The organism is Fusobacterium massiliense (assembly GCF_900095705.1).
Classification (GTDB): Bacteria; Fusobacteriota; Fusobacteriia; order Fusobacteriales; family Fusobacteriaceae; genus Fusobacterium; species Fusobacterium massiliense.
In genome coordinates this window covers 208913-228096 of sequence record NZ_LT608325.1, presented here as the reverse complement: position 1 = coordinate 228096, position 19184 = coordinate 208913, and the positions used below count along the sequence as shown (strand labels likewise).

General features: G+C 27.7%; 29 protein-coding genes. 26 read left to right on the top strand and 3 right to left on the bottom strand.

The genetic code is table 11. From position 1 onward, the window contains the following. Position 1: 1 nt before the first annotated feature. The 17 genes from BQ2505_RS02200 to BQ2505_RS08910 all read left to right on the top strand — a co-directional run bounded on the left by BQ2505_RS02200 (position 2) and on the right by BQ2505_RS08910 (position 12843). Entirely contained in the window at positions 2-238 is a 237-nt protein-coding gene (locus BQ2505_RS02200) for a hypothetical protein (RefSeq protein ID WP_074016165.1), read from the top strand. Then, entirely contained in the window at positions 231-557 is a 327-nt protein-coding gene (locus BQ2505_RS02195; protein WP_060798649.1) for a hypothetical protein, read from the top strand. Before BQ2505_RS02200 ends, BQ2505_RS02195 begins: the two co-directional genes overlap by 8 nt. Positions 558-559: 2 nt before the next feature. Continuing rightward, on the top strand, positions 560-1105 hold the full coding sequence (locus BQ2505_RS02190) for a hypothetical protein (protein WP_059222357.1): 546 nt from the start codon (positions 560-562) through the stop codon (positions 1103-1105). Then, entirely contained in the window at positions 1093-1644 is a 552-nt protein-coding gene (locus BQ2505_RS02185) for a hypothetical protein (protein WP_074016164.1), read from the top strand. Before BQ2505_RS02190 ends, BQ2505_RS02185 begins: the two co-directional genes overlap by 13 nt. Further along, a complete protein-coding gene (locus BQ2505_RS02180; RefSeq protein ID WP_074016163.1) occupies positions 1632-1985 on the top strand; it encodes a hypothetical protein in 354 nt (117 codons plus the stop codon). Before BQ2505_RS02185 ends, BQ2505_RS02180 begins: the two co-directional genes overlap by 13 nt. Before the next feature lie 8 nt (positions 1986-1993). Then, the gene (locus BQ2505_RS02175) at positions 1994-3442 is read left to right on the top strand and encodes a phage tail sheath family protein (RefSeq protein WP_060798645.1); all 1449 of its coding nucleotides are present in this window, start codon (positions 1994-1996) and stop codon (positions 3440-3442) included. A 9-nt stretch (positions 3443-3451) separates the two neighbouring features. Beyond that, a complete protein-coding gene (locus BQ2505_RS02170; protein WP_074016162.1) occupies positions 3452-3961 on the top strand; it encodes a phage major tail tube protein in 510 nt (169 codons plus the stop codon). Positions 3962-3973: 12 nt separating this feature from the next. Then, positions 3974-4363 (top strand): hypothetical protein, encoded by a 390-nt coding sequence (locus BQ2505_RS02165; RefSeq protein WP_029491720.1) that lies wholly within the window; start codon positions 3974-3976, stop codon positions 4361-4363. Between the two features lie 178 nt (positions 4364-4541). Next, entirely contained in the window at positions 4542-7274 is a 2733-nt protein-coding gene (locus tag BQ2505_RS02160; RefSeq protein WP_235817363.1) for a phage tail tape measure protein, read from the top strand. After that, positions 7255-7467, top strand: a complete 213-nt coding sequence (locus BQ2505_RS02155) for a tail protein X (RefSeq protein WP_029491718.1) — start codon at positions 7255-7257, stop codon at positions 7465-7467. The genes BQ2505_RS02160 and BQ2505_RS02155 overlap by 20 nt, the downstream gene beginning before the upstream one ends. Then, positions 7449-8495, top strand: a complete 1047-nt coding sequence (locus BQ2505_RS02150; RefSeq protein ID WP_074016161.1) for a phage late control D family protein — start codon at positions 7449-7451, stop codon at positions 8493-8495. Before BQ2505_RS02155 ends, BQ2505_RS02150 begins: the two co-directional genes overlap by 19 nt. Then, on the top strand, positions 8492-9022 hold the full coding sequence (locus tag BQ2505_RS02145; protein WP_074016160.1) for a phage baseplate protein: 531 nt from the start codon (positions 8492-8494) through the stop codon (positions 9020-9022). Before BQ2505_RS02150 ends, BQ2505_RS02145 begins: the two co-directional genes overlap by 4 nt. After that, complete coding sequence (locus tag BQ2505_RS02140; RefSeq protein WP_074016159.1) at positions 9019-9666, top strand: phage tail protein; 648 nt, start codon at positions 9019-9021, stop codon at positions 9664-9666. Before BQ2505_RS02145 ends, BQ2505_RS02140 begins: the two co-directional genes overlap by 4 nt. 11 nt (positions 9667-9677) lie before the next feature. Further along, positions 9678-9959 (top strand): hypothetical protein, encoded by a 282-nt coding sequence (locus BQ2505_RS02135; protein ID WP_029491714.1) that lies wholly within the window; start codon positions 9678-9680, stop codon positions 9957-9959. Beyond that, the gene (locus BQ2505_RS02130) at positions 9946-11046 is read left to right on the top strand and encodes a baseplate J/gp47 family protein (protein ID WP_074016158.1); all 1101 of its coding nucleotides are present in this window, start codon (positions 9946-9948) and stop codon (positions 11044-11046) included. The genes BQ2505_RS02135 and BQ2505_RS02130 overlap by 14 nt, the downstream gene beginning before the upstream one ends. Next, positions 11043-11696, top strand: coding sequence for a phage tail protein I (locus tag BQ2505_RS02125; RefSeq protein WP_074016157.1), 654 nt, complete (start codon positions 11043-11045; stop codon positions 11694-11696). The genes BQ2505_RS02130 and BQ2505_RS02125 overlap by 4 nt, the downstream gene beginning before the upstream one ends. Further along, positions 11689-12843, top strand: coding sequence for a phage tail protein (locus tag BQ2505_RS08910; RefSeq protein WP_235817362.1), 1155 nt, complete (start codon positions 11689-11691; stop codon positions 12841-12843). Before BQ2505_RS02125 ends, BQ2505_RS08910 begins: the two co-directional genes overlap by 8 nt. Before the next feature lie 66 nt (positions 12844-12909). Here the strand turns inward: BQ2505_RS08910 and BQ2505_RS02115 are convergent, their stop codons facing one another. Continuing rightward, entirely contained in the window at positions 12910-13254 is a 345-nt protein-coding gene (locus BQ2505_RS02115; RefSeq protein ID WP_074016156.1) for a hypothetical protein, read from the bottom strand. 10 nt (positions 13255-13264) lie between these two features. After that, positions 13265-13504, bottom strand: coding sequence for a hypothetical protein (locus BQ2505_RS02110; protein WP_074016155.1), 240 nt, complete (start codon positions 13502-13504; stop codon positions 13265-13267). A gap of 1 nt (position 13505) precedes the next feature. Here BQ2505_RS02110 and BQ2505_RS02105 point away from each other — a divergent pair, with 1 nt between their 5' ends. Further along, a complete protein-coding gene (locus tag BQ2505_RS02105) occupies positions 13506-13802 on the top strand; it encodes a hypothetical protein (protein WP_074016154.1) in 297 nt (98 codons plus the stop codon). An 11-nt stretch (positions 13803-13813) separates the two neighbouring features. Here BQ2505_RS02105 and BQ2505_RS02100 read toward each other — a convergent pair whose 3' ends face one another. Further along, complete coding sequence (locus BQ2505_RS02100) at positions 13814-14107, bottom strand: hypothetical protein (RefSeq protein WP_074016153.1); 294 nt, start codon at positions 14105-14107, stop codon at positions 13814-13816. A 48-nt stretch (positions 14108-14155) separates the two neighbouring features. Here BQ2505_RS02100 and BQ2505_RS02095 point away from each other — a divergent pair, with 48 nt between their 5' ends. The 8 genes from BQ2505_RS02095 to BQ2505_RS02065 all read left to right on the top strand — a co-directional run bounded on the left by BQ2505_RS02095 (position 14156) and on the right by BQ2505_RS02065 (position 19178). After that, the gene (locus BQ2505_RS02095; protein ID WP_074016152.1) at positions 14156-15130 is read left to right on the top strand and encodes a tyrosine-type recombinase/integrase; all 975 of its coding nucleotides are present in this window, start codon (positions 14156-14158) and stop codon (positions 15128-15130) included. Between the two features lie 190 nt (positions 15131-15320). Beyond that, complete coding sequence (locus tag BQ2505_RS02090) at positions 15321-16130, top strand: hypothetical protein (RefSeq protein ID WP_074016151.1); 810 nt, start codon at positions 15321-15323, stop codon at positions 16128-16130. Positions 16131-16148: 18 nt separating this feature from the next. Next, the gene (locus BQ2505_RS02085; RefSeq protein WP_074016150.1) at positions 16149-16766 is read left to right on the top strand and encodes an N-acetylmuramoyl-L-alanine amidase; all 618 of its coding nucleotides are present in this window, start codon (positions 16149-16151) and stop codon (positions 16764-16766) included. Positions 16767-16779: 13 nt separating this feature from the next. Beyond that, entirely contained in the window at positions 16780-17115 is a 336-nt protein-coding gene (locus BQ2505_RS02080; protein WP_074016149.1) for a hypothetical protein, read from the top strand. Then, entirely contained in the window at positions 17078-17530 is a 453-nt protein-coding gene (locus BQ2505_RS02075) for a DUF1353 domain-containing protein (protein ID WP_074016148.1), read from the top strand. The genes BQ2505_RS02080 and BQ2505_RS02075 overlap by 38 nt, the downstream gene beginning before the upstream one ends. 15 nt (positions 17531-17545) lie before the next feature. After that, positions 17546-17944 carry a phage holin family protein gene (locus BQ2505_RS02070; protein WP_074016147.1) on the top strand — a complete coding sequence of 133 codons (399 nt, stop codon included), beginning with the start codon at positions 17546-17548 and terminating at the stop codon, positions 17942-17944. A 470-nt stretch (positions 17945-18414) separates the two neighbouring features. Beyond that, entirely contained in the window at positions 18415-18588 is a 174-nt protein-coding gene (locus BQ2505_RS08710; protein WP_154662205.1) for a ribbon-helix-helix domain-containing protein, read from the top strand. A gap of 11 nt (positions 18589-18599) precedes the next feature. After that, the gene (locus tag BQ2505_RS02065; protein WP_074016146.1) at positions 18600-19178 is read left to right on the top strand and encodes a hypothetical protein; all 579 of its coding nucleotides are present in this window, start codon (positions 18600-18602) and stop codon (positions 19176-19178) included. The last annotated feature ends 6 nt before the right edge of the window (positions 19179-19184 follow it).

The window sequence follows — 19184 nt, the reverse complement described above, 5'->3', positions numbered from 1 at the left end:
TATGAAAAAAATGAAAGCTATTGAAAATATAAGAGTTGAAGAAACATTATATAAACCAGGAGAAGAATTTGAAATTGCTGAAGAAGAAACTCAAAGATTAATTGATTTAGGAGCTGCTGAGTTCGTTAATAGCGAAATAGAAAAAGCTGAAATTGAAGGAGATAATTCAGAGGAAGAAACTAATGTTGGTGGATTAAAAGAAGCAAAGACACCTAAAAAAGGCACAAAAAATGAATAACACTTTTAAAGATGATATTGATAAGACCTTTTTTACAGATTTTGCTGAAAAAATTAACTTGTCAGGAGTAAAACTTAAAGCAGTAATAACAAAAGTACAAAGTAATCCAAAATTGACAGGAAAATTTAAAGAAAATTTGGATTCAACAACATTAATAAGAAATGGTTTAAAAGTCTCTATTAAAACTAGAGACTTACCACCTTCTATTTCTGTTGAAGTAGGAGAAGAAATAAAAATTAATAAAATTTCTTACTATGTTTTTGATGTTGAAAAAAGACATGGAATGACACATATATATGCACAAAAATATGAGGGATAGATATGTATACTCTTGAAATATCAGATGAAAGTTTAAAAAAACTTGAAAAAATTGGTAAAGAATTTTCAGGAATGGATAACAAAATTGTAAAAGAAGCACTAAGAAAAGCTCTTAATTATGCCAAAAAAGAAGAAAAGAAGTTTATAAAATCCAGGTATTCTTTACAACAAAAAGTTGATGCTAATTCTTTAAAATCAAAAATAACATCAACTGATGGTGTTCTTTTAGGAAGTACTAAAAGAAATAAAGTTTCTGAATTTGCAATATCTAAACCAAATCCTGGAAAAAGTAAACAATACATAAAAACTAAAATAGTAAAACCAAGACCAGAAATGACTTGGAAGACATTATTTTGGGCTTTTTGGAAAAATGGAAATCCTAAACTTATGTTTAGAGTAGGAAAAGAAAGGCATAAAATAACATTAGCAACCTCTTTATCTGTAAGAAATATGGGATTACAGATTGATAATGAAAAAATATATGAAGAAATTCAAAAAATATTTTCAAAAGTTTTAGAAGAAAGGATAGATGAATTATGGAGGGAATAAATCCATTAAAAAAGAACAGTTTAGCATTAGAAGGTGCTATAAAAAAAGCATTTGCAGAAGCTAAAATAGAAAATTTTAATTTTTTTAGAAGTTATATTCAGCCTAATAATCTTGAAAATAGAATAAATAATGCTGGAAGTAATAAAGAAAATAAGTTCCCTTTTGTTATTATAAGACCAATAAAATCTGTACAAAAATCAAAAAGTGGAGTTACTTCTAAAATTGCTACATTCTTAATTAGATTAGGAACAGAAAATAAAGACTATGAAAATGGTTTTTTTGAAATAGCAGGAATAGCTGAATATTTAGTAGCATATTTTACAAAACATTCATCAGCAATTGAAAGAAAAGATCGATTTAGTTATTCAATAGATTTAGAAACTATTGAAGCTTACTTAAATGAAGAAATGACTGGTGGAGACTTTTGGATTTATGACATTCTTTTACAATTAAATATTCCAACTGTTCCACATACAGCATATATAGAAGAAAATAAAAGAGAAGTTTCAAATGAAAAGGAGGAAAAATGGCAGGATTAAAAAATGAAAAAGATAAAGAAAAAGATAAAGAAAAAGATAAACCAGTAGTAGCTGAAACTACAAACAGTACAGAAACAAATGTGAACAGTGAAACAGGTAACACTTCAGTAGTTACTCAAAATCAAGTAACTACTGAAGTAAAAGCAGAAAAAAATGAAGCAAAAAAAGAAAATAAAACTTATATCTACATTGGTGAAGAACTTACAAAAGATGGTTTTATCTTAAAGCATAAAGGTTTCTACACTTCTGAACAGTTAAAAAGAATAGAAACTGGAATATCAGATTATGATGAAATTAAGGAAAATTTCATAGATTTAGATGAATATAGTGAAAATAGATAGGAGGAAAAATGGCAAAGTTTCAACATGGTACAAGTTACAAAGAAATGCCTTCAGGCTTAAAAATATTTGCAGAAACTCAGACACCAACTGTAATAGTTGGAACAGGAACTATTAACATGGGAGATATGAGCTGTGTTAATAAACCTATTCTTATTCAAAACTCAAAGGATGCAGCTACTTATTTTGGAGGAGCTAATAACATAAAAGGATTTACAATCAATGAAGCATTATACCTAGCTTTTAATGTATATAATGTAAAACCTATTATTGTTATAAATGTTTTAAACCCTAGTGAGCATAAAACTGCTCATACTGAGCAAGATATTGTTGTAAAAGATTTTAAAGCAACTCTTGAAAAGATTGGAATTATAAATGATGAAAATTTGATTATTAAAAATGGTGAAACATCTACATTGATAGCAAAAGAAAAATATTCTTGTTCATTTGATAATGAAGGAAAGTTAATAATTACATTAGCAAAAACTGAAACATCAGTTAAAAAATTAGAAGTTTCATATAATTTCTTAGATGTTAGCAAATTAAAAGAAACTGATGTAATTGGAAGTATAGATCCACAAACATTAGAAGCAAAAGGACTTGAATGTTTAAAGGAAATATTCCCTAAATATTCAATGATACCTAGTTGTGTAGTTGCTCCTGATTTTTCAACAGCAAAAATAAGAGTAGCTCTGGATGCTAAATCAGCTGTTATAAATGATAAATGGGCATCTATGTCAATTCCTGAAATGCCAAATACAACAAAGTATGGAGAAGTTATAGCATTTAAGAAAGAAAAAAATTATATAGATGCTGACCAAGCAATCACTTGGGGTTGTCCTTATCTTGAAGATGAAGTATTTCACTTCTCAACAGTAATGGCACTACACATGCAATCAGTAGATGCCAAATTTGATGGTGTTCCTTGCGAAAGTCCTTCAAATAAAAATATCAAAATGCAAGGTGTTGGATATTATGAAGGAAGTACATTTAAAAAAGTTAATTTAGATGAAGCAGAGGCTAATTTATTGAATGAAAATGGAATTTCTACAATAATTAGACAACCAAATGGAACTGTGTTCTGGGGAAATAGAACCTCTGTATTTCAACCTGGTGGAGAAACAGATCCAAAAGATGTTTGGATACCTGTTAAAAGAATGTTCAAGTATATCGGAAATACAATAATGCTAAACAATACAGTTGAAGTTGATAAGGGAATGACACCTTCACAAGCTAAAAGCATAGAAACTAATATTAATGTTTGGCTAAACTCTTTAACTAATGATAATAAATTACTTGGTGGAAGAGTTGAATTTAAACCTGAAGAAAATTCTGAACAAGATATGATAGCAGGAAAATTCAAATGGCATATTTATTTAGGAGCGATTATTCCAGGAGAAAGTCTAGAGTTTAGATTAGAGTATGACTCTAAATATTTAAAATTATTATTTCAAAGATAGGAGGAGTAAATGATAAGGTCAACAATAATTGAAGATGCAATTATAAGATTAAATGGAACAGATGAGTTGGTTGGAATAGCAACTATAACATTACCAGATATAGAACATAAGACTGAAACTATAAATGGGCTAGGTGTAATAGAACATGATGAACCTATTCCAACAGCATTTAATGCTATGAAATTACAGTTAAAATTTATGAATAGATGTAAGGACATAGCATTTGAATATGGGAGTAATGTTAATTTAACAGCAAAAGCAGCAATATTAGTTGAAGATTCTGAAACTCATAATAATGATGAAGTTGAAGCCATTTATTCTTTTAAAGGAAAAAGAATAAAAACAAGTGGTGGAGATATAGGAAAAGCTATAAAAAATGAAACAGAATTAGAGTTTTCATTGACTTATTATAAAGAAGAAATTCAAGGAAAAGTTATACATGAAATTGATGTGTATAACAAAAAAGCTATTGTAAATGGTAAAGATTTATATGAAAAAGTTAGAAGTATTTTATCTTAATAGGAGGAAAAAATGGGAGATTTTAATAAAGAATTAAGAGAGGCAAATGCAGAAATAAATAAAAGAAATGGAGTAATTGAATCAGTAGTTGATGAAAAAAAAGATGATATTGAAGAACCTAAAAAAGAAAAAGGTTTAGTTAGAAAAGTTAAACTTTCTGATGGTAGAGAAATAACATTTGATTTTGGAAAATTAACTGGAAATTCAATTATTGAAATAAAGAAAAATTATGGAAAATTAAGAAAAAAATCAGCAACATTAGTGGAAGAACTAGATGATTTTTATTATATGTTAGTCGCAGAATATGTATCTGCACATTCATATGAAACATTCTTAAAACTTTCATATAAAGATTTTGCAAAGGTAAGAGATGAAGTTAGAGATTTTTTGCAGGAAGATTAATAGAAGATCTTGAAAGAGAACATGCAAAACTTTTAGATGAATTAATAGTAGAACTTAACAATCCATTAGGAGTGAATATGAATATTCCATACTCATACTTAATGGGTTGTGATATATACAGAATAAGAGAACTTATAGAAACAGTTGAAGAAACTCTAAGAAAAAGAAGGAGGTGATATTGTTGGGAAAGAAAATGGATTTGATTATGAGAGTGCAAGGAGTTATTGATAAGTCTTTACCTGGTAATTTAAAAAAATTAGCTAATGAAGTTAAGAATTTAAGAGTTGCTAGGCAGAAAATGGAAAAGGCTCAAAGAACTTTAAAAGCTCAAAAAGAGCTAAACAAGGAGATAATGAACAATGTTTCTAAGTATAGAAAACTTAGAAATGAATTAAAGGCATTAGATGAGATAAAAAAGAGAAATAATAGTCTTACTGATGCTGAAAAAAAGAAATATGAAAGCTTAACCAAAAAAGCTAAAGCCTTAGAAACAACTATAAAAGCACAATCTAAATCATTCCAAAAGTATGGAATGGAACTTAAAAAATTGAAAATTCCTTTTGACAATTTGCAAAGTGAAATTGACCAAACTATAAAAAAAGAAAAACAACTACTTGCTCAACAAGCCGCTTTTAAAAGTGCAAAGGGAACATTTAAAAATGTAAAAGATAAATTCAATACTGGATTAAAATATGCAGCTACTGCTGGAATAGCTGCAACAGTTGGAGTAGGAATTTCTTCAGCTAAAGAATATTTAGAATTTGACAAACAAATGATAAAAGTTAAAGCTTTAACAGGAGCTACTGCTGAAGAGTATGAAGCTTTAAAGAAAAAAGCAATGGAAGTTGGAAAAACAACAATATTTACTTCTGAAGAGGCAGCAGCAGGTATGGAAAAATTTGCATTAGCTGGATTTAAACCAAAAGAGATAATAGCAGCAATTCCACCTATTTTTGACCTAGCAACTGCTTCAGGAGAAGATTTCATCATGATATCAGATATGATATCTGATCATATGAATGCTTTTAATATTGGAATAAATGATGTTGGGCATGCAGCAGATATTCTTGCTAATACTATGTCACGAAGTAATACAAATATTCAAATGTTAGGAGAAGCATTTAAATATGTATCTTCTTCAGCACATGATTTGAATATAGATTTAGCAACAGCCTCAGCTGCTGTTGGTTTAATGGGAGACCAAGCTATAAAATCAGGACAGGCAGGAAGAGACTTAAAACAAGCTTTTGCTAAGATAGCTGACAGTAAAGTACAAAAAGACCTACAAAAACTTGGAATTAATGTAAAAAATTCTAAAGGCGAATTTATAGGACTTGTTGATTTTGTAAGACAATTAGAAAAAGTTACTGGGAAAATGTCAGGTATAGAAAAGTTAGCCTTTTTAAAAGAAATGTTTGGAGATCAGGGAGCTTTAGCTATGAATAAGCTGTTAACTGCTACAAAAGAAGTTAATGGTGTTATGTACAAGGGAGCTGATGCATTAGCACAGTTTGCAAAAGAAAATGAAAATGCTACTGGAAAAGCAAAAGAAATGGCTAATACTATTCTTGATAGTGACTCTGGTAAATGGGCATTACTTGAATCAGCTATTTCAGATGTAAAAATAAAAATAGGACAAGCTATTTTTACAAAAGGAGGAAGACAACTACTTGATATAGCTATTGAATGGCTTAATGAACTTTCAAATGTTCTTTCTGGAAATTTTAACGATACAAAAGCCAATAAATTTTGGCAATCTTTTATTGAAAATGGAAAAATATTTTTAGATGCACTAGTAAAGATTGGAACAGCACTTTGGGGAATTTTTACTATTCTAAATAAGATTGGAATAGATAAAATTTTAATATTTTTAACAATTTTGAATGTTCTATCTAAAATTGTTCAATTTGTAACTGTAATCATTCCAATTATAAAAGTTGTTTGGATAGTTATAAGTGCAATTGGAAGTGCAATAGCAGCAGTTGGTGGAGCAGTAGTAGCAGTAGTAGCAGCTATTGTTGCAGTAATAGCTGGTGTAATATATCTTGTTATTAAATATTGGGATGAAATAAAAGCATTTGTAAAAGCTATTCCTGGATTTTTAGTAGAATTCTTTACAGGTGTTTGGAATGTACTTAGTGGAGTTATTGGAGCTATATGGCAAGGTATTGTAGATTTATTTAATTGGATATTAAATAAAATTACTTGGCTATGGGATAAGATTGTTGGAATTTTTTCAACTTTATGGTCAGTACTTACTAAGATTTTTAGTGCTATTTGGGATAAAGTTACAGGTTTCTTCCAAGGTCTATGGGAAAGTATAACTGGACTTTGGGATAAAGTAAAAACTGGATTTTCTGAAAGATTTACAGCAATGTTAAATTCTTTTAAAGATACTATTGCTAGTATTGCAGAAAAAATAAAAGGCTTTTTTGCGAAGCCATTTGAACTTATGTCTGATGCAATAGCAGGTGCAAAGGAAAAAGCATTAGATTTTGCAAGAAAAATACCAGGAATGAAATACATCATTGGAGAAAAAGAAAATATAGGAACTGCAAAAGCTACAATAAATGGAAGCCATGCTAATGGATTAAATTATGTGCCATTTGACGGTTATATTGCTGAGTTACACAAAGGTGAAAGAGTTCTTACAAAAGATGAGAATGAAAGTATCTTTGGAAGTTTAAGAAATAGACTTCAAAATGCTACTCAAAGTAGTAAATCAGAAAATAGCACAAGTAGTGAAAAGCCTATTACTTATCAAATTTACAATAGTTTTACTTTTAATGGAGTATCTGAAGATACTAAAAATAGTATTATAGAAAATTTACAAGAAAAGTTAAATGAACTTCAAAGACAATTAGAAAAAATGAAGGAGGAAAGAGAAACTTATGCAAGAACAAGTTTATAAGACAGAAGCAGGAGATACTTGGGATCTAATTGCTTTTAAACTCTTTGGGAATGAAAATCTTATGAAAGAGTTATTAGAAGAAAATATTGAACTCTCTGAAATAGTTATCTTTCCAGCTGGAGTTGAACTTTCTATTCCTGAAATAAAAGAAGATAAAAAGAGAGGTGTTGCTCCGTGGCTAGTTCAAACTTAGTTAGGAGAGCCTCTCCTACCTTTTTTATAGATAATAAAGATGTAACTGGAGAATTATTAAAACATATAGTTGATGTTGAAATTATAGATAATTTAGAAGGTACATTAGATGAAATTATAATAAAACTTAATAATGAAAATAATAGATTTCTAACAACAAACTGGGCTATTCCAAAGGGAACTCAAATAAAGTTTGGAATAAAAACTCTTAATTGGAATAGTGAATTTGAAGGAGAAAGCCAAAGTGATGTAGGAATTTTTAATATAGATATAAGACAATTCAACAGAAAAACAGCAACATTTAAAGGAATATCTGGTCCACTTAATTCAAGAGATGTTAAAAGGTCTAAGATATGGGCTAATATCTCTTTAGAAGCACTTGGAAAAGAGTTTGCTGATAAATATAAACTAAAGTATTTTTATAGAGTAAAAGACAATATCACTTTAAAAAATATAAAACAAGAGGAAGAGGAAGATTTTTCCTTCTTAAATAAGATTGCCCAGGATGAAGGAGTAAAGTTAAAAATATCTAGTGGAATACTTATCTTATTTGAGGAAGAAATACTATCAGAAAATACTCCTCTTTTAAGTATTAGTTTGAACAATGTTGAGGAATTTGAAATAAAAGATAAATCTAATGATATTTATGATGCTATTGAAGTTAAATACTTTAATACTAAAAAACAAAAAGAAGAAAAAGCAATTATAACAAAACACGAACTTGAAACAGGACAAAAGTCTGATAGTTATAAAAAAGTTTATTCTTTAAAATCCAGGGCTAAAAGTGGAGACTTAAAAAAGTTAGCAAAAAAAATTCTTGAAAATGTCAATAAAAGAGAAATAGAAACAACTTTAAAAATTATTGGATGTAAGGAGTTATATTCTGGTTGCATTATAGCATTATCTGATGCAGGAGAGTTTTCAGGAAATTATGTAGTAACTAGGTTACAACATAATTTTCCAAAATTTACTACATCTATTGAAATGTACAAAATAAAAAAAGATATGAAAAAGGAGAATAAAAAATGATTTCAGCATTAAAAGGAACAGTAGGAATTATTCAAAATATTAATACAACTGATTATACTGCTACTGTACAACTTCCTGAGTATGAAAATCAAATAACAGAGGGATTACAAATTTTATCTCCTATCACTTTTGAAAATAAAATAACTTCTATTCCAAAGGTTAATACTCCTGTGTTTTGTATATTTTTAGGAGATGATACAGAAAGAGGTTTTATAATTGGAAGCTATTTTTCTGAAAAAAATGTAAGTAACTCTCAAGAAGATCAATATAAAATTGATTTTCAAGGTGCAAGTTTAACAATAAAAGAAGATGGAAATATAGAGTTAAAAGGAACTTTAACAAAAATAGATAGTGAAGTTCTTATAACTGGAGATACAACAATAGAAAAAAGTATAACAGTTTCAAATAATGCAATAATAAAGGGAAGTATGAAAGCAGAAAAAGGATTTGAAACAAATAAAGCAACACTAAAAGAAGGAAAATTAGATGTTGAATCTATTGAATATAAGGAGATGACTAAGAAATGAATGTACTAAATAGATTAACAAAAGATTTTTTAAATAATTTCACTACATTTGATTTTTCAAGTAATTTAGGAAGTTATGGAGATATTATTTTTACTGTTGCTCGTGGGAATGTTTTAACTCCTGATGCCATTGATTTAAGTATTTCATCTAAAACAGAAGATCATGACAATCTTGGAGAAGCTCCTTACACAGAGTTTATTCGTAGAAATTTAAGAACTATTTCTTTAAATATTAAGTTAGTTTATACACTAACTAACATAAATGAAGCAATACTAAAATTGGAAAAAATTTGTGAAAATGGAGAGTATTATCCACTTATCTTAGGAAATAAGCCTTTATCAAAGTATGGATTTATGTTAACAGCCTTTAAACAAGGAATAAAGAGTACAAATTCAAGTGGAGAACTAGAAGTTGTAAATTGTTCTTTAACTCTTAAAGAATATATCCCAAAGTTAGATAGACTTCTTTTACCTGCTACTAATAATTTAACTACAGAAAATAGAAGAAATAATAGTAGTGGAAAAAATAAAAAGAAAAATAAAAAAGTATTAAAGAAAAAATCTAAAAAGAATGTTTACTCAAAAGATAAAAATGAAAAAAAATGGCTACACGGATTAATTGAAGATGATTTAAGAGGATATTAATAGGAGGAAATATGATAGTTTCAAATAAGACTATTCCTCAACATCCAAAATTAATGGAATTATATATTCTGTTAAATACAAAAAGAGGAACAGTACCACTCCATAGAGATTTGGGAATAGATAATAGAATGGTTGATAGACCAATTACTGTAATAAAAAATAGTATTTTTAATGACTTACAAATTCAAGTTAGTAAGTATATAAAAGGTCTTACATTAAATAATGTTGAATGTAAGGCTACTGAAAATGGACTTGAAATTGAATGTGAGGTTGAAATAGATGAAAGATTTTAATTTAATAGACTCTAATCCTGAAACAATTTTAGCTGATGCTTTAAGATTTCATGAAGAAATTACTGGAGAAAGATTAGAACTTTGTACAAAAGAAGCATATTTATACTCAACAGTTGCAGCATTATTATCAAATATAAAGGCAAATATGAATGATGTAGCAAAACAAAACTTCTTAAAATATTCAAGAGAAGAAAGATTAGACTTGAAAGGCAATTTTTATGGAGAAAGAGGAGCTAGATTAAAAGCTAACAAAGCAAGAACTACAATTAGATGTCATATTTCATCAGTTGTAGCAAAAGATGTTGTTATTGCAAAAGGTACAAGATTTCTTTATAAAAATTATATGTTTTATACAGAGCAAGAGTACAAAATAAGAAGTGGAGAAACTTATATTGATGTGATAGCTGTTGCTCAAATTGCTGGTAATTTAGGAAAAATATTAGCTGGTGAAATCAAAGAAATTGTTGATAGATATGAGTATATGAAAGAAATAACTAACATTACAGATGTGACAGGTGGTAGAGAAGAAGAGGAAGATGAAGAGTATAGAAGTAGATTAGAACTTATTCCTGAATCATTCACTACAGGTGGTTCAGAAGGCTCTTATGAATATTGGGTTAAGAAATCATCTAACCTAGTTACGGATGTCTTTATAAACAGTCCTAAACCTAATTACATTGATATTTATGTTGTGAATGGTTTGGAACATATATCACAAGAAGAAAAAAGAAAAATAAAAAATTATATAGTTGAGAATAAAAATATTAAAGTTTTAAATGACCAGATAGAAATTAAAGACCCAATATTTCACAATTATAATATTGATTTAGATTACTGGGTTTATGATAGTTCGCTAGTGTCGAAATCAGAAATAGAAAAAGAGTTGACAAATTCGTTAGAACAGTATACTAAATCTTTCAAAATGGGAGAAAGTATAAACTTGCAAGATATTATAGATATTTCTAAAAGTGTTGAAGGTATAAGAAGAATAGAAATAAAATCTCCTCAAACTTATAAAGGGCAAAAATTTTATTTAGCAAAATGTGGAACTATAAATATTTCTTACAAAGGAGCAGAGTCAAGATGAAAGAGCAAAATTTTATATATGATGTAACAAACATAAGAAACCTTGCTCCTGACATTTTAAAAGATGATAAGCAATATAAAGTTATATTAACTGTTATAGATGCACTTATCTCAAAACACATTGTTGCTAATATAGAATATTTAGAGTTTCTTGAAAGAATAGATACTATGACAGAAAAAGAGATAGATATACTTGCAAAAGAATTAAGTGTAGATTTTTATGATTTTTCTATGTCTATTGAGGAAAAAAGAAAAGCATGTAAATTATCTTTTCAAATCCATTCAATTAAGGGAACAAATAAAGCTATTCAGGATGTTTTAAATATCTTTTATGAAAAAGCTAATATATTGGAATTTCCAGAATTTAATGGGGATAATGGAACATTCAAAATAGAAATTATGGGAACAACTAAAAATAACCTAGATATTATGATAGATAGAGTGGAAAAAACAAAAAAGAAATCACAACATTTAACAGGAATTACTTTTAAAAATAACTCTGTATCTCCTTTATATATGGCAACACATATGAGATATGGAACAAAAGTAATACTATATCCACAACCAAGTTACTTCTATCTTAATAATCTAAACTTGGTAAATAAAAATGGAAAATATACTTTAGAAAAAAGAGGTGAAAGAAATGGCTGATTTTAATAGTCACATCATTACAAATGCTGGAAGAAACCTTTTAGCAAGAGCATTAGCTGGGGAAGGTAAAGTTCTATTTACCAAGGCAGCATTTGGAGATCAAAAACATTCAGGAAATTTAAGAGAAGTAACTGAATTAAAAAATAAAAAACTTGATTTAAATGTAATGAATATAACAAATGATAATGGTACTGCTGTTTTAACAGTACAAATATCAAATGAAAATGTAGAACAATCTTTTCAAACAGAAGAATTTGGGGTATACGCAAAAATTGAAGGAGATATAACAGAAATTCTTTATTCATATGCAACAGCTGTATCTGCTGATACTTTTCCAAACAACAGATTAGGAAAAACATATGAATCTATTCAAGATATCTATATGGCTATTTCAAGTGATATAGAAGCTGAAATATATGTAAGAGATAGTATTATTTATTTAACAAGAGATATTGCTAACCAAGTCTATACAGAAACAGGATTAACAGCTGTTGGTACTTTGAAAGGAAGAAATAACTTAGAAGCAGATAAACAATATCTAGCAGACAATGGACATTGGTATAAAAATATTGGTGGAAATAGAACTTGGGAAGCAACATCAGGAACTCCTGATGAACAATTAATTCCAATAACTTGGAAATACTTATATGAAAGTCTTAATAATAAAGAAAATCAATTAATACAAAATCTTAATGGAATTTTAGGAGAAAATAATGGAGAGTTTCCTGTTGAACAGGCAGTGGCAGGAAATGTATATTATTTTCCAAGAAATCAAAAATATTACTATTGTTTAAAAAGCCAAACTAGTAGAGTGAGTGTTCCAAATGCAGACTTTGAAGAATTATCTATTTATCAAAATCGTAAGAAATTGGAAAATCTAATCAAAATTAAAAGTTATTCTATAATAACACAAGACTCTTTAGTAATACAGAACGGAATATTAGTTTTTTCAGAAATTGTAATCAGCAATTTTAAAAACAAAATTGGAATTCCTTCAAATTCTACTATCGTATCTATAAGTGCAGCACAGACTTCTGGTTATTGCGAATATGTTACATACAATTATGAATCAGATACCGCAGCTATTGGGCACATTGTACCTTCGAGTAATCCTCGAAATGCTACCATTAATGTTGCTTATATTTAATTTTTGTAAATAATGGAAATATTATAGCTAGCTTAAATTCATTTAGTATCTATACAACCGACGTTTTTATCTAATTTTAAATCCATAAATTTTTAGTTCATTACATCTAATAGGACTAAAATTTACTGTATTCATAACTCTTATAAAATCTCTATCTTCTGCAAGAAATAGATAAAACGTATTTCCATTTGCTGATGGGATTGAAACATAAGGTCTTGTCGTTTTAGTAAGTAAAGGACCTTGAATAGAAATATAACTAGAAGAAAAATATAGACTAATAAAATCATAGTTTTTAATAGCTTTTCTGTATTCTTCTTCTGTCCAAATAATTTCTTGTACTGTAAAGTTACTTTTATTAGAAAAATTTTTTACTAAAATTTCAGTACCAGCAGATATTGATAGATTTTCCACAGTGGAAAAATTAATAATATATAATCTTAGCTTTTCTTTTTGCTGTTAGTTGATAATTAAAATAAAAGGCTGTAATTTTATTTCCAACGATGTCGTATCCAGCTGGGGCTCCACTTCCCTCTTCTAAGATTATATTAATTATTTTAGATGGAAATATGTCAGATGGGATAGTCCCAGAATATCTAGAAAATAAATCTCTATCTAAGTCTTTTGTTAAAATAATCTCTCTGTTTTTAAAGAAATTTTCCACAGTGGAAAATCTATTCAGTTTTAGTAATCAAAGTGAAATAAATATAATAAAATTTTCAAATATTGCAATTGTGTTTGGTACTTTTAAAAATATTGAGTTTAACAAAAGTACAGATATAATTATCCCAGTTACTTTGAAAAATGTTAGTGTTATGGCAACTCCGTGGCATACAGGAACTCCTGGTAACTTAACTATTATGTCATATGGAGAAAAAAACAAAATAACAATCAGAGCTAATAATAATGGAACTAATCTAACAACCGTAAGTGGAACTTTTATAGCAATTGGAACAATGTAAAAAAATTCTATTTAAAAAACATATAGTGTAAAGTTAGAAACATCAGATATTATTTTCCCATTTTCTATAGAAATTTTAATGGTTTTATAAAAATTATTACCATTGTTTCCAAGCACAATGGCTTGAATATTTCCATTGAGTGTCATAGAAGTATTTAAAACATCAAGTTGACCATTGACTGGTATTCTAAATTCTTTTTTACAAATAAAATTCCCTGAAAGAATTAAATTTCTTTCTTTTAAATAATTAATTTTGATTGAGAAATTTTGATTATCAACTTCTATAACTCCGATTAGATTTTCCATTATTTTAAGAATTGTATAATTAACTTATCAAAAATAGGAGGTTTAATTATGCAATTAATGATTTTAGAAAATCTAAAAAAAGAAAATGTGGTAATTTATTTGGAGTATTTAAATAGTTGTAAAAGTAGTAATTGGGAAACTTGGGAAACAACTTATAAAACATATTGTAATAATTTTAAGTTATTTCTAGTGTGGTTTCAAAAGTCATATAAAAACAGGCTTTTATTAAGTAAAGACACTTTATTAGAAATGCCTGGCATAATAGAAAATTATAGAAATTATTGTAGGAATTTAGGAAATAGTAAAAGAACTTTAATGAATAAGACCACTGCAATATCAACATTCTATGCCTGGTGTGTTAGAAGAAATAAAATCAAATATCATCCATTTTCAGAGAAATTGGATAGATTAAGATTTACAGAAAGAGATAAGATAAGGAATAGCTATTTTTTAACAACAGAGCAAATACTGACTGTTCGTTTATATATGCAGGTTGAAACTAAAAAATATGATTTACAAGATAGAATTTTATGGGAACTATTCTTAGATAGTGCCTGTAGGATATCAGCAATTCAAAACTTAAAATTAGAGCAATTAGACTTGGAAAATGGATACTTTACAGATGTTAAAGAAAAAGAAGGTTATATAGTAAATGCTTTCTTTTTTCAAAAGTGTAAGGAATTACTTAAATTATGGTTAAAAGAAAGAGAAGAAAAAGGAATTACATCTGAATGGCTATTTATCACAAGGTATAGGAAAGAATATAGACAGATGACACAGGGAGCAATTAGGCAAAGAATAAAAAAGCTAGGGAAGATACTAGGGATAGAAGATTTATATCCACATACATTAAGAAAAACAGCCATAAATCTTATTAATAATTTAGCTGGATTAGGACTTGCTTCTAGTTATGCAAATCATAGCAGTAGTGGAGTTACAAGTAAACATTATATACAAAAAACAAGTGCTACAGAAATAAGAAATACTCTTATAGTAGCAAGGAAAAAATTAGGTATTTTTTAGAAAAAAAGTATGGAGATTTTCAAATTTATAAAGAATTTAATGTTATTTTTATTAAGTTTGATGTAATTTTTTAACTTATTATTGTTATCAAAACCTAAGAAAATGTTATCAAAAGACTTCAAATCGTGATTAAATTCCATAAAAAACTGAATAAATTTGAAAATCTATTCAAAATTGAAAGGAGAAAATTATGTTCTACATATATACAAAGCAAAAAAAAGCAGAAATAAAGTTCACAGTAAATCTAACAGCAAACGAAGTTAGAGATTTTATGGATAATAATTTATTTTTAGATTATCCTGAATTAAATAAAGATGACTATATAGTAGTTGAGAAAAGTGAACCATTCAAATATCCAACTTATGATGCAACAACTAATAGTATAAGAGAAATGACTAGAAATGAGCTTATAGAAGAAGATATTGAAATTCAATTAACACCTGGGGAGTATATTGAAAATAAAAAATTAAAATTTATTCCACAGCCAAGCTCTTATCATACCTGGAACACTATAACTCATACTTGGGATATAAATATGGAAGATGTTAAAAAAACTTTTAAACACAAGTTCAGAGAAATTCTGTTGGACAAGATGTTTGGTTCTTATGAGCATGATGGTAAGATTTTCCAAATGAAAGAATACGATGAGATTAATTTTATGCGTGTAAAAATGGCGTTAGACATTGCTGGAGAAACAGAAGACTATAATGTAATTAAACAAGCCTTAGTAACATTGGGAATAGCAATTACTGAAGAACTGGAAGAAAAAATAAAAGGTGCAATGAAAGTTGGAAAGCTAAAAAATCTTTTAAAAACTTTAACAACTCCTTGGAGATTAAAAGATGATTCTGTTGTAGATATATCTCTTGGAGAATTAAATTTAATTTATTTTTCTTGGATATTAAGAGTTATAACTGCACAAAACAAATACACTGCTATAACTAAAAAAATATTAAAAGTTAAAAATGTTGAAGAACTAGAAGCTATTAAATGGGAATAAAAAGAAAAGAGGTAAAATATGAAAAAATTTGCATTAGTGATTGGACATAATCCAAGAGGAAAAGGAGCATACAGTAAATATTTAAATTTATCTGAATATGAATACTGGAGAGGTGTCTGTGATGAGATAAATAACTTAGATGATAATATTGATATTTACTCAAGAAAACCTGAACAAAATTACATCCAAGAAATGAAACCTGTTGTTGCTGAAATTAATAAGCATAATTATGAATTAGCTTTAGAATTACATTTTAATGCTGCTTCTCAACAAGCAAATGGATGTGAAAGTTTAGTTTATTTTAAGAATGAACAAGCTAAAAAATATGCTGAACTTTTTATGAAAAAATTAAAAACTGAGTATGGAAGTAATATAAGAAAAGAATGGAACAAATTAAAAGAAAAGAAAATAGATAAAAATGGTAAGGAAATAACGATAGAAAAGACAGTAGAAACAGAGGGGATAATCCTCATTACTGATTCCAAAACGAGAGGAGGTTATGGAATATGCAATACAAATTGTACTTATGTTTTGGTTGAACCCTTCTTCGGAACTAATGAAGAAGCAAGTAAATTTAAAGATATAAAAAAAATGGCACATTTTATAGTTGATTTTATAAATGGTATGAAAATTTAGGAGGTTTTTAGTTATGGATAAAAAATTAATTTGGCAAGTTTTAGGGTATATATTTTCAGTAGTTACTTATATTGCATTGACTTGGAGATATAAAGGAAAGGAGGAAGCAGCAACTGAAGTAAGAAATGAAGTAATGAAACAAGAATTGGCTATACAAGGAAAAGGTCTAGGAAACCTTAAAAAGAAAGCAGTTCAAGAATTTGTTTCTAAATTACCACCTCATGTAAGAATTTTTATTAATGAAAATACAATAGAAGCAGTAGTAAAAGAACTACAACCAATTTTTAAAAAATTAAAAGAGGGGAAAGATAATGGAGATAACAAAACTAGTGACACATCCACTTTATGATGGAAAAAGATATGAGTTATTCCAGGATTATATTTATGAAGTTAATGGGTACAGAATTACTGTACCCAAAGGCTTTATAACAGATCTAGCTTCAGTCCCTCGTTCATTTTGGACTATATTCCCTCCATTTGGAAAATATACTCCAGCTGCTGTTATTCATGATTTTTTTTATAGTAAGTATAATAACACAGGGTTAAACAGAACCTTATCTGATAAAATTTTTCTACACATTATGAAGGAACTAGGAGTAGGGTTTCTAAAAAGAAAGGCTATGTATAGAGCTGTGAGAATGTTTGGAGAAACTTCTTGGAAAGATAAATTAGAAAATGAAGGGTATAAGGATAAAGCCGTAGTAGACAGAACAGATGAAGCAGTATCTTATTATAATCATTGGAAAAAGATACTTAAATTATAGTTAGGGGTTGGTATAGTGGGGGCAATTATAGTAAAAATATGGGCATATTTTGTTGCTTTTCTAATTTGGCTTATTGGTGGATTTGATACATTAGCAAAGGTTTTAATAGGTTTAATGTTAATTGATTATGCATCAGGAGTATATGCAGGATATAAACTAAAAAATCTAAATTTAAAAAGAGCCTACAAAGGAATAGAAAAAAAGTTATGGATTTTAGCTTTATTGTGCGGAGCATCTTTAATGCATAGATTAGTTCCAGACATTGGCTTTAGAAATTTAGTTGGAATATTCTATTGTGCAACTGAATTATTAAGTATTGTAGAAAATGCGGCAAAAGCAGGAGTACCCATTCCTAAAAAGTTAAAGAAAGCATTAGAACAGTTAAAAGATGAAGATAAAGAAAAGAAAGAATAAAAGGGCAGGGAAAATCCTGTCCTTTTTTATAAAAAAAATTTAAAGGTTCAAAAAAATATCTTGACTTTTTTGAACCTTTAAAGTATAATAGATATATAAGGAGGTGAGAAGATGTCCACTTTAAAGGAGATATTGGAGATAATCTTTTATATCTTATCTATCATTGTTCTTATTAGGCAATTGAGAAAATAAGATATAACAAGAGAAAGGAGGTTTGAGAGTAATCTCACTCCTCCACTCTCCTCTATCTTCCTTTAAAAAGAAAAGAAAAAGGAGGGATAAAATGGAAGTGTTAAGAGCTATAAATGACATATTACAACCTATAACATTAATACTAGTTATAATTGTATTAATAAAACTAAATAAAAAGAAATAAGCCCTCTTAGTTAAACTAAGAAGGCTCAAAAATGTCCACTTTAAATTTGTAATTAATTATAACATTTATAATAATGAAAATCAAGGGAGAAATTATGAAAGATAAAAAAAAGATGGGAAGACCTCCAGCAAAAGATCCAATCAATCATAGCATAAAAATAGGATTGAATGAAGAATTATATGATAAAGTTATTGAATATAGCAATAAAAATGGAAAATCAATAGCTGAAACAGTGAGAGAAGCTTTAAAAATGTTATTAAAAAAATAAGAGGAATTAAAATGAAATTATTTAAAAATGTAGGATTACCTGAACTTAAAGAAATATTAAAAAATGGAATACTTCCTGTATCAATAACTGGAAATGATAATTGGGAAGAAGGTAAAAGAAGTCCAAACTCGAAAGAAGTAGTATATCTTTTTGAACCTAAAACAAAATTAAATACTTTTATGCAATACGGACTTGTATTACTAGAAGTTCAAACAAAATATGCTAAAAAAACTGAATTTATGGCTAATGATCACAATAATGAATTTTATAATGAATATGTAAAAAATGAAATAAAACCTGAAGAAATTAAAAGTATCTATATTCCTAAGATTCTTAGAAAACAAATAGAGAAAACTAATTTTTTAAAAGGAATAGAAAATAGAATTACTTGGGTTGAATTAGAAGATTTACCTGAGAAATCAGATATTATAGAATATGAAAATACAGCAAATATTGAATACAGCTTTAATTACTTAAGAGGTTTTAAAAATTTGAGAAAAGAAAAAAGATTTTTTGGTAATGATTTTTGTGAGGTTGAGGTTTATGATTGTGTAGTTGAAATGTGTAATCAAAATACAATAATTTTTTAAGGAGAG

What these genes read in the sequence shown, in the direction of transcription:
- BQ2505_RS02200 (WP_074016165.1), top strand. Translation starts at nt 2, where the DNA reads ATGAAAAAAATGAAAGCTATTGAAAATATAAGAGTTGAAGAAACATTA.
- BQ2505_RS02195 (WP_060798649.1), top strand. Translation starts at nt 231, where the DNA reads ATGAATAACACTTTTAAAGATGATATTGATAAGACCTTTTTTACAGAT.
- BQ2505_RS02190 (WP_059222357.1), top strand. Translation starts at nt 560, where the DNA reads ATGTATACTCTTGAAATATCAGATGAAAGTTTAAAAAAACTTGAAAAA.
- BQ2505_RS02185 (WP_074016164.1), top strand. Translation starts at nt 1,093, where the DNA reads ATGGAGGGAATAAATCCATTAAAAAAGAACAGTTTAGCATTAGAAGGT.
- BQ2505_RS02180 (WP_074016163.1), top strand. Translation starts at nt 1,632, where the DNA reads ATGGCAGGATTAAAAAATGAAAAAGATAAAGAAAAAGATAAAGAAAAA.
- BQ2505_RS02175 (WP_060798645.1), top strand. Translation starts at nt 1,994, where the DNA reads ATGGCAAAGTTTCAACATGGTACAAGTTACAAAGAAATGCCTTCAGGC.
- BQ2505_RS02170 (WP_074016162.1), top strand. Translation starts at nt 3,452, where the DNA reads ATGATAAGGTCAACAATAATTGAAGATGCAATTATAAGATTAAATGGA.
- BQ2505_RS02165 (WP_029491720.1), top strand. Translation starts at nt 3,974, where the DNA reads ATGGGAGATTTTAATAAAGAATTAAGAGAGGCAAATGCAGAAATAAAT.
- BQ2505_RS02155 (WP_029491718.1), top strand. Translation starts at nt 7,255, where the DNA reads ATGCAAGAACAAGTTTATAAGACAGAAGCAGGAGATACTTGGGATCTA.
- BQ2505_RS02145 (WP_074016160.1), top strand. Translation starts at nt 8,492, where the DNA reads ATGATTTCAGCATTAAAAGGAACAGTAGGAATTATTCAAAATATTAAT.
- BQ2505_RS02140 (WP_074016159.1), top strand. Translation starts at nt 9,019, where the DNA reads ATGAATGTACTAAATAGATTAACAAAAGATTTTTTAAATAATTTCACT.
- BQ2505_RS02135 (WP_029491714.1), top strand. Translation starts at nt 9,678, where the DNA reads ATGATAGTTTCAAATAAGACTATTCCTCAACATCCAAAATTAATGGAA.
- BQ2505_RS02130 (WP_074016158.1), top strand. Translation starts at nt 9,946, where the DNA reads ATGAAAGATTTTAATTTAATAGACTCTAATCCTGAAACAATTTTAGCT.
- BQ2505_RS02125 (WP_074016157.1), top strand. Translation starts at nt 11,043, where the DNA reads ATGAAAGAGCAAAATTTTATATATGATGTAACAAACATAAGAAACCTT.
- BQ2505_RS08910 (WP_235817362.1), top strand. Translation starts at nt 11,689, where the DNA reads ATGGCTGATTTTAATAGTCACATCATTACAAATGCTGGAAGAAACCTT.
- BQ2505_RS02100 (WP_074016153.1), bottom strand. Translation starts at nt 14,107, where the DNA reads ATGGAAAATCTAATCGGAGTTATAGAAGTTGATAATCAAAATTTCTCA.
- BQ2505_RS02095 (WP_074016152.1), top strand. Translation starts at nt 14,156, where the DNA reads ATGCAATTAATGATTTTAGAAAATCTAAAAAAAGAAAATGTGGTAATT.
- BQ2505_RS02090 (WP_074016151.1), top strand. Translation starts at nt 15,321, where the DNA reads ATGTTCTACATATATACAAAGCAAAAAAAAGCAGAAATAAAGTTCACA.
- BQ2505_RS02085 (WP_074016150.1), top strand. Translation starts at nt 16,149, where the DNA reads ATGAAAAAATTTGCATTAGTGATTGGACATAATCCAAGAGGAAAAGGA.
- BQ2505_RS02080 (WP_074016149.1), top strand. Translation starts at nt 16,780, where the DNA reads ATGGATAAAAAATTAATTTGGCAAGTTTTAGGGTATATATTTTCAGTA.
- BQ2505_RS02075 (WP_074016148.1), top strand. Translation starts at nt 17,078, where the DNA reads ATGGAGATAACAAAACTAGTGACACATCCACTTTATGATGGAAAAAGA.
- BQ2505_RS08710 (WP_154662205.1), top strand. Translation starts at nt 18,415, where the DNA reads ATGAAAGATAAAAAAAAGATGGGAAGACCTCCAGCAAAAGATCCAATC.
- BQ2505_RS02065 (WP_074016146.1), top strand. Translation starts at nt 18,600, where the DNA reads ATGAAATTATTTAAAAATGTAGGATTACCTGAACTTAAAGAAATATTA.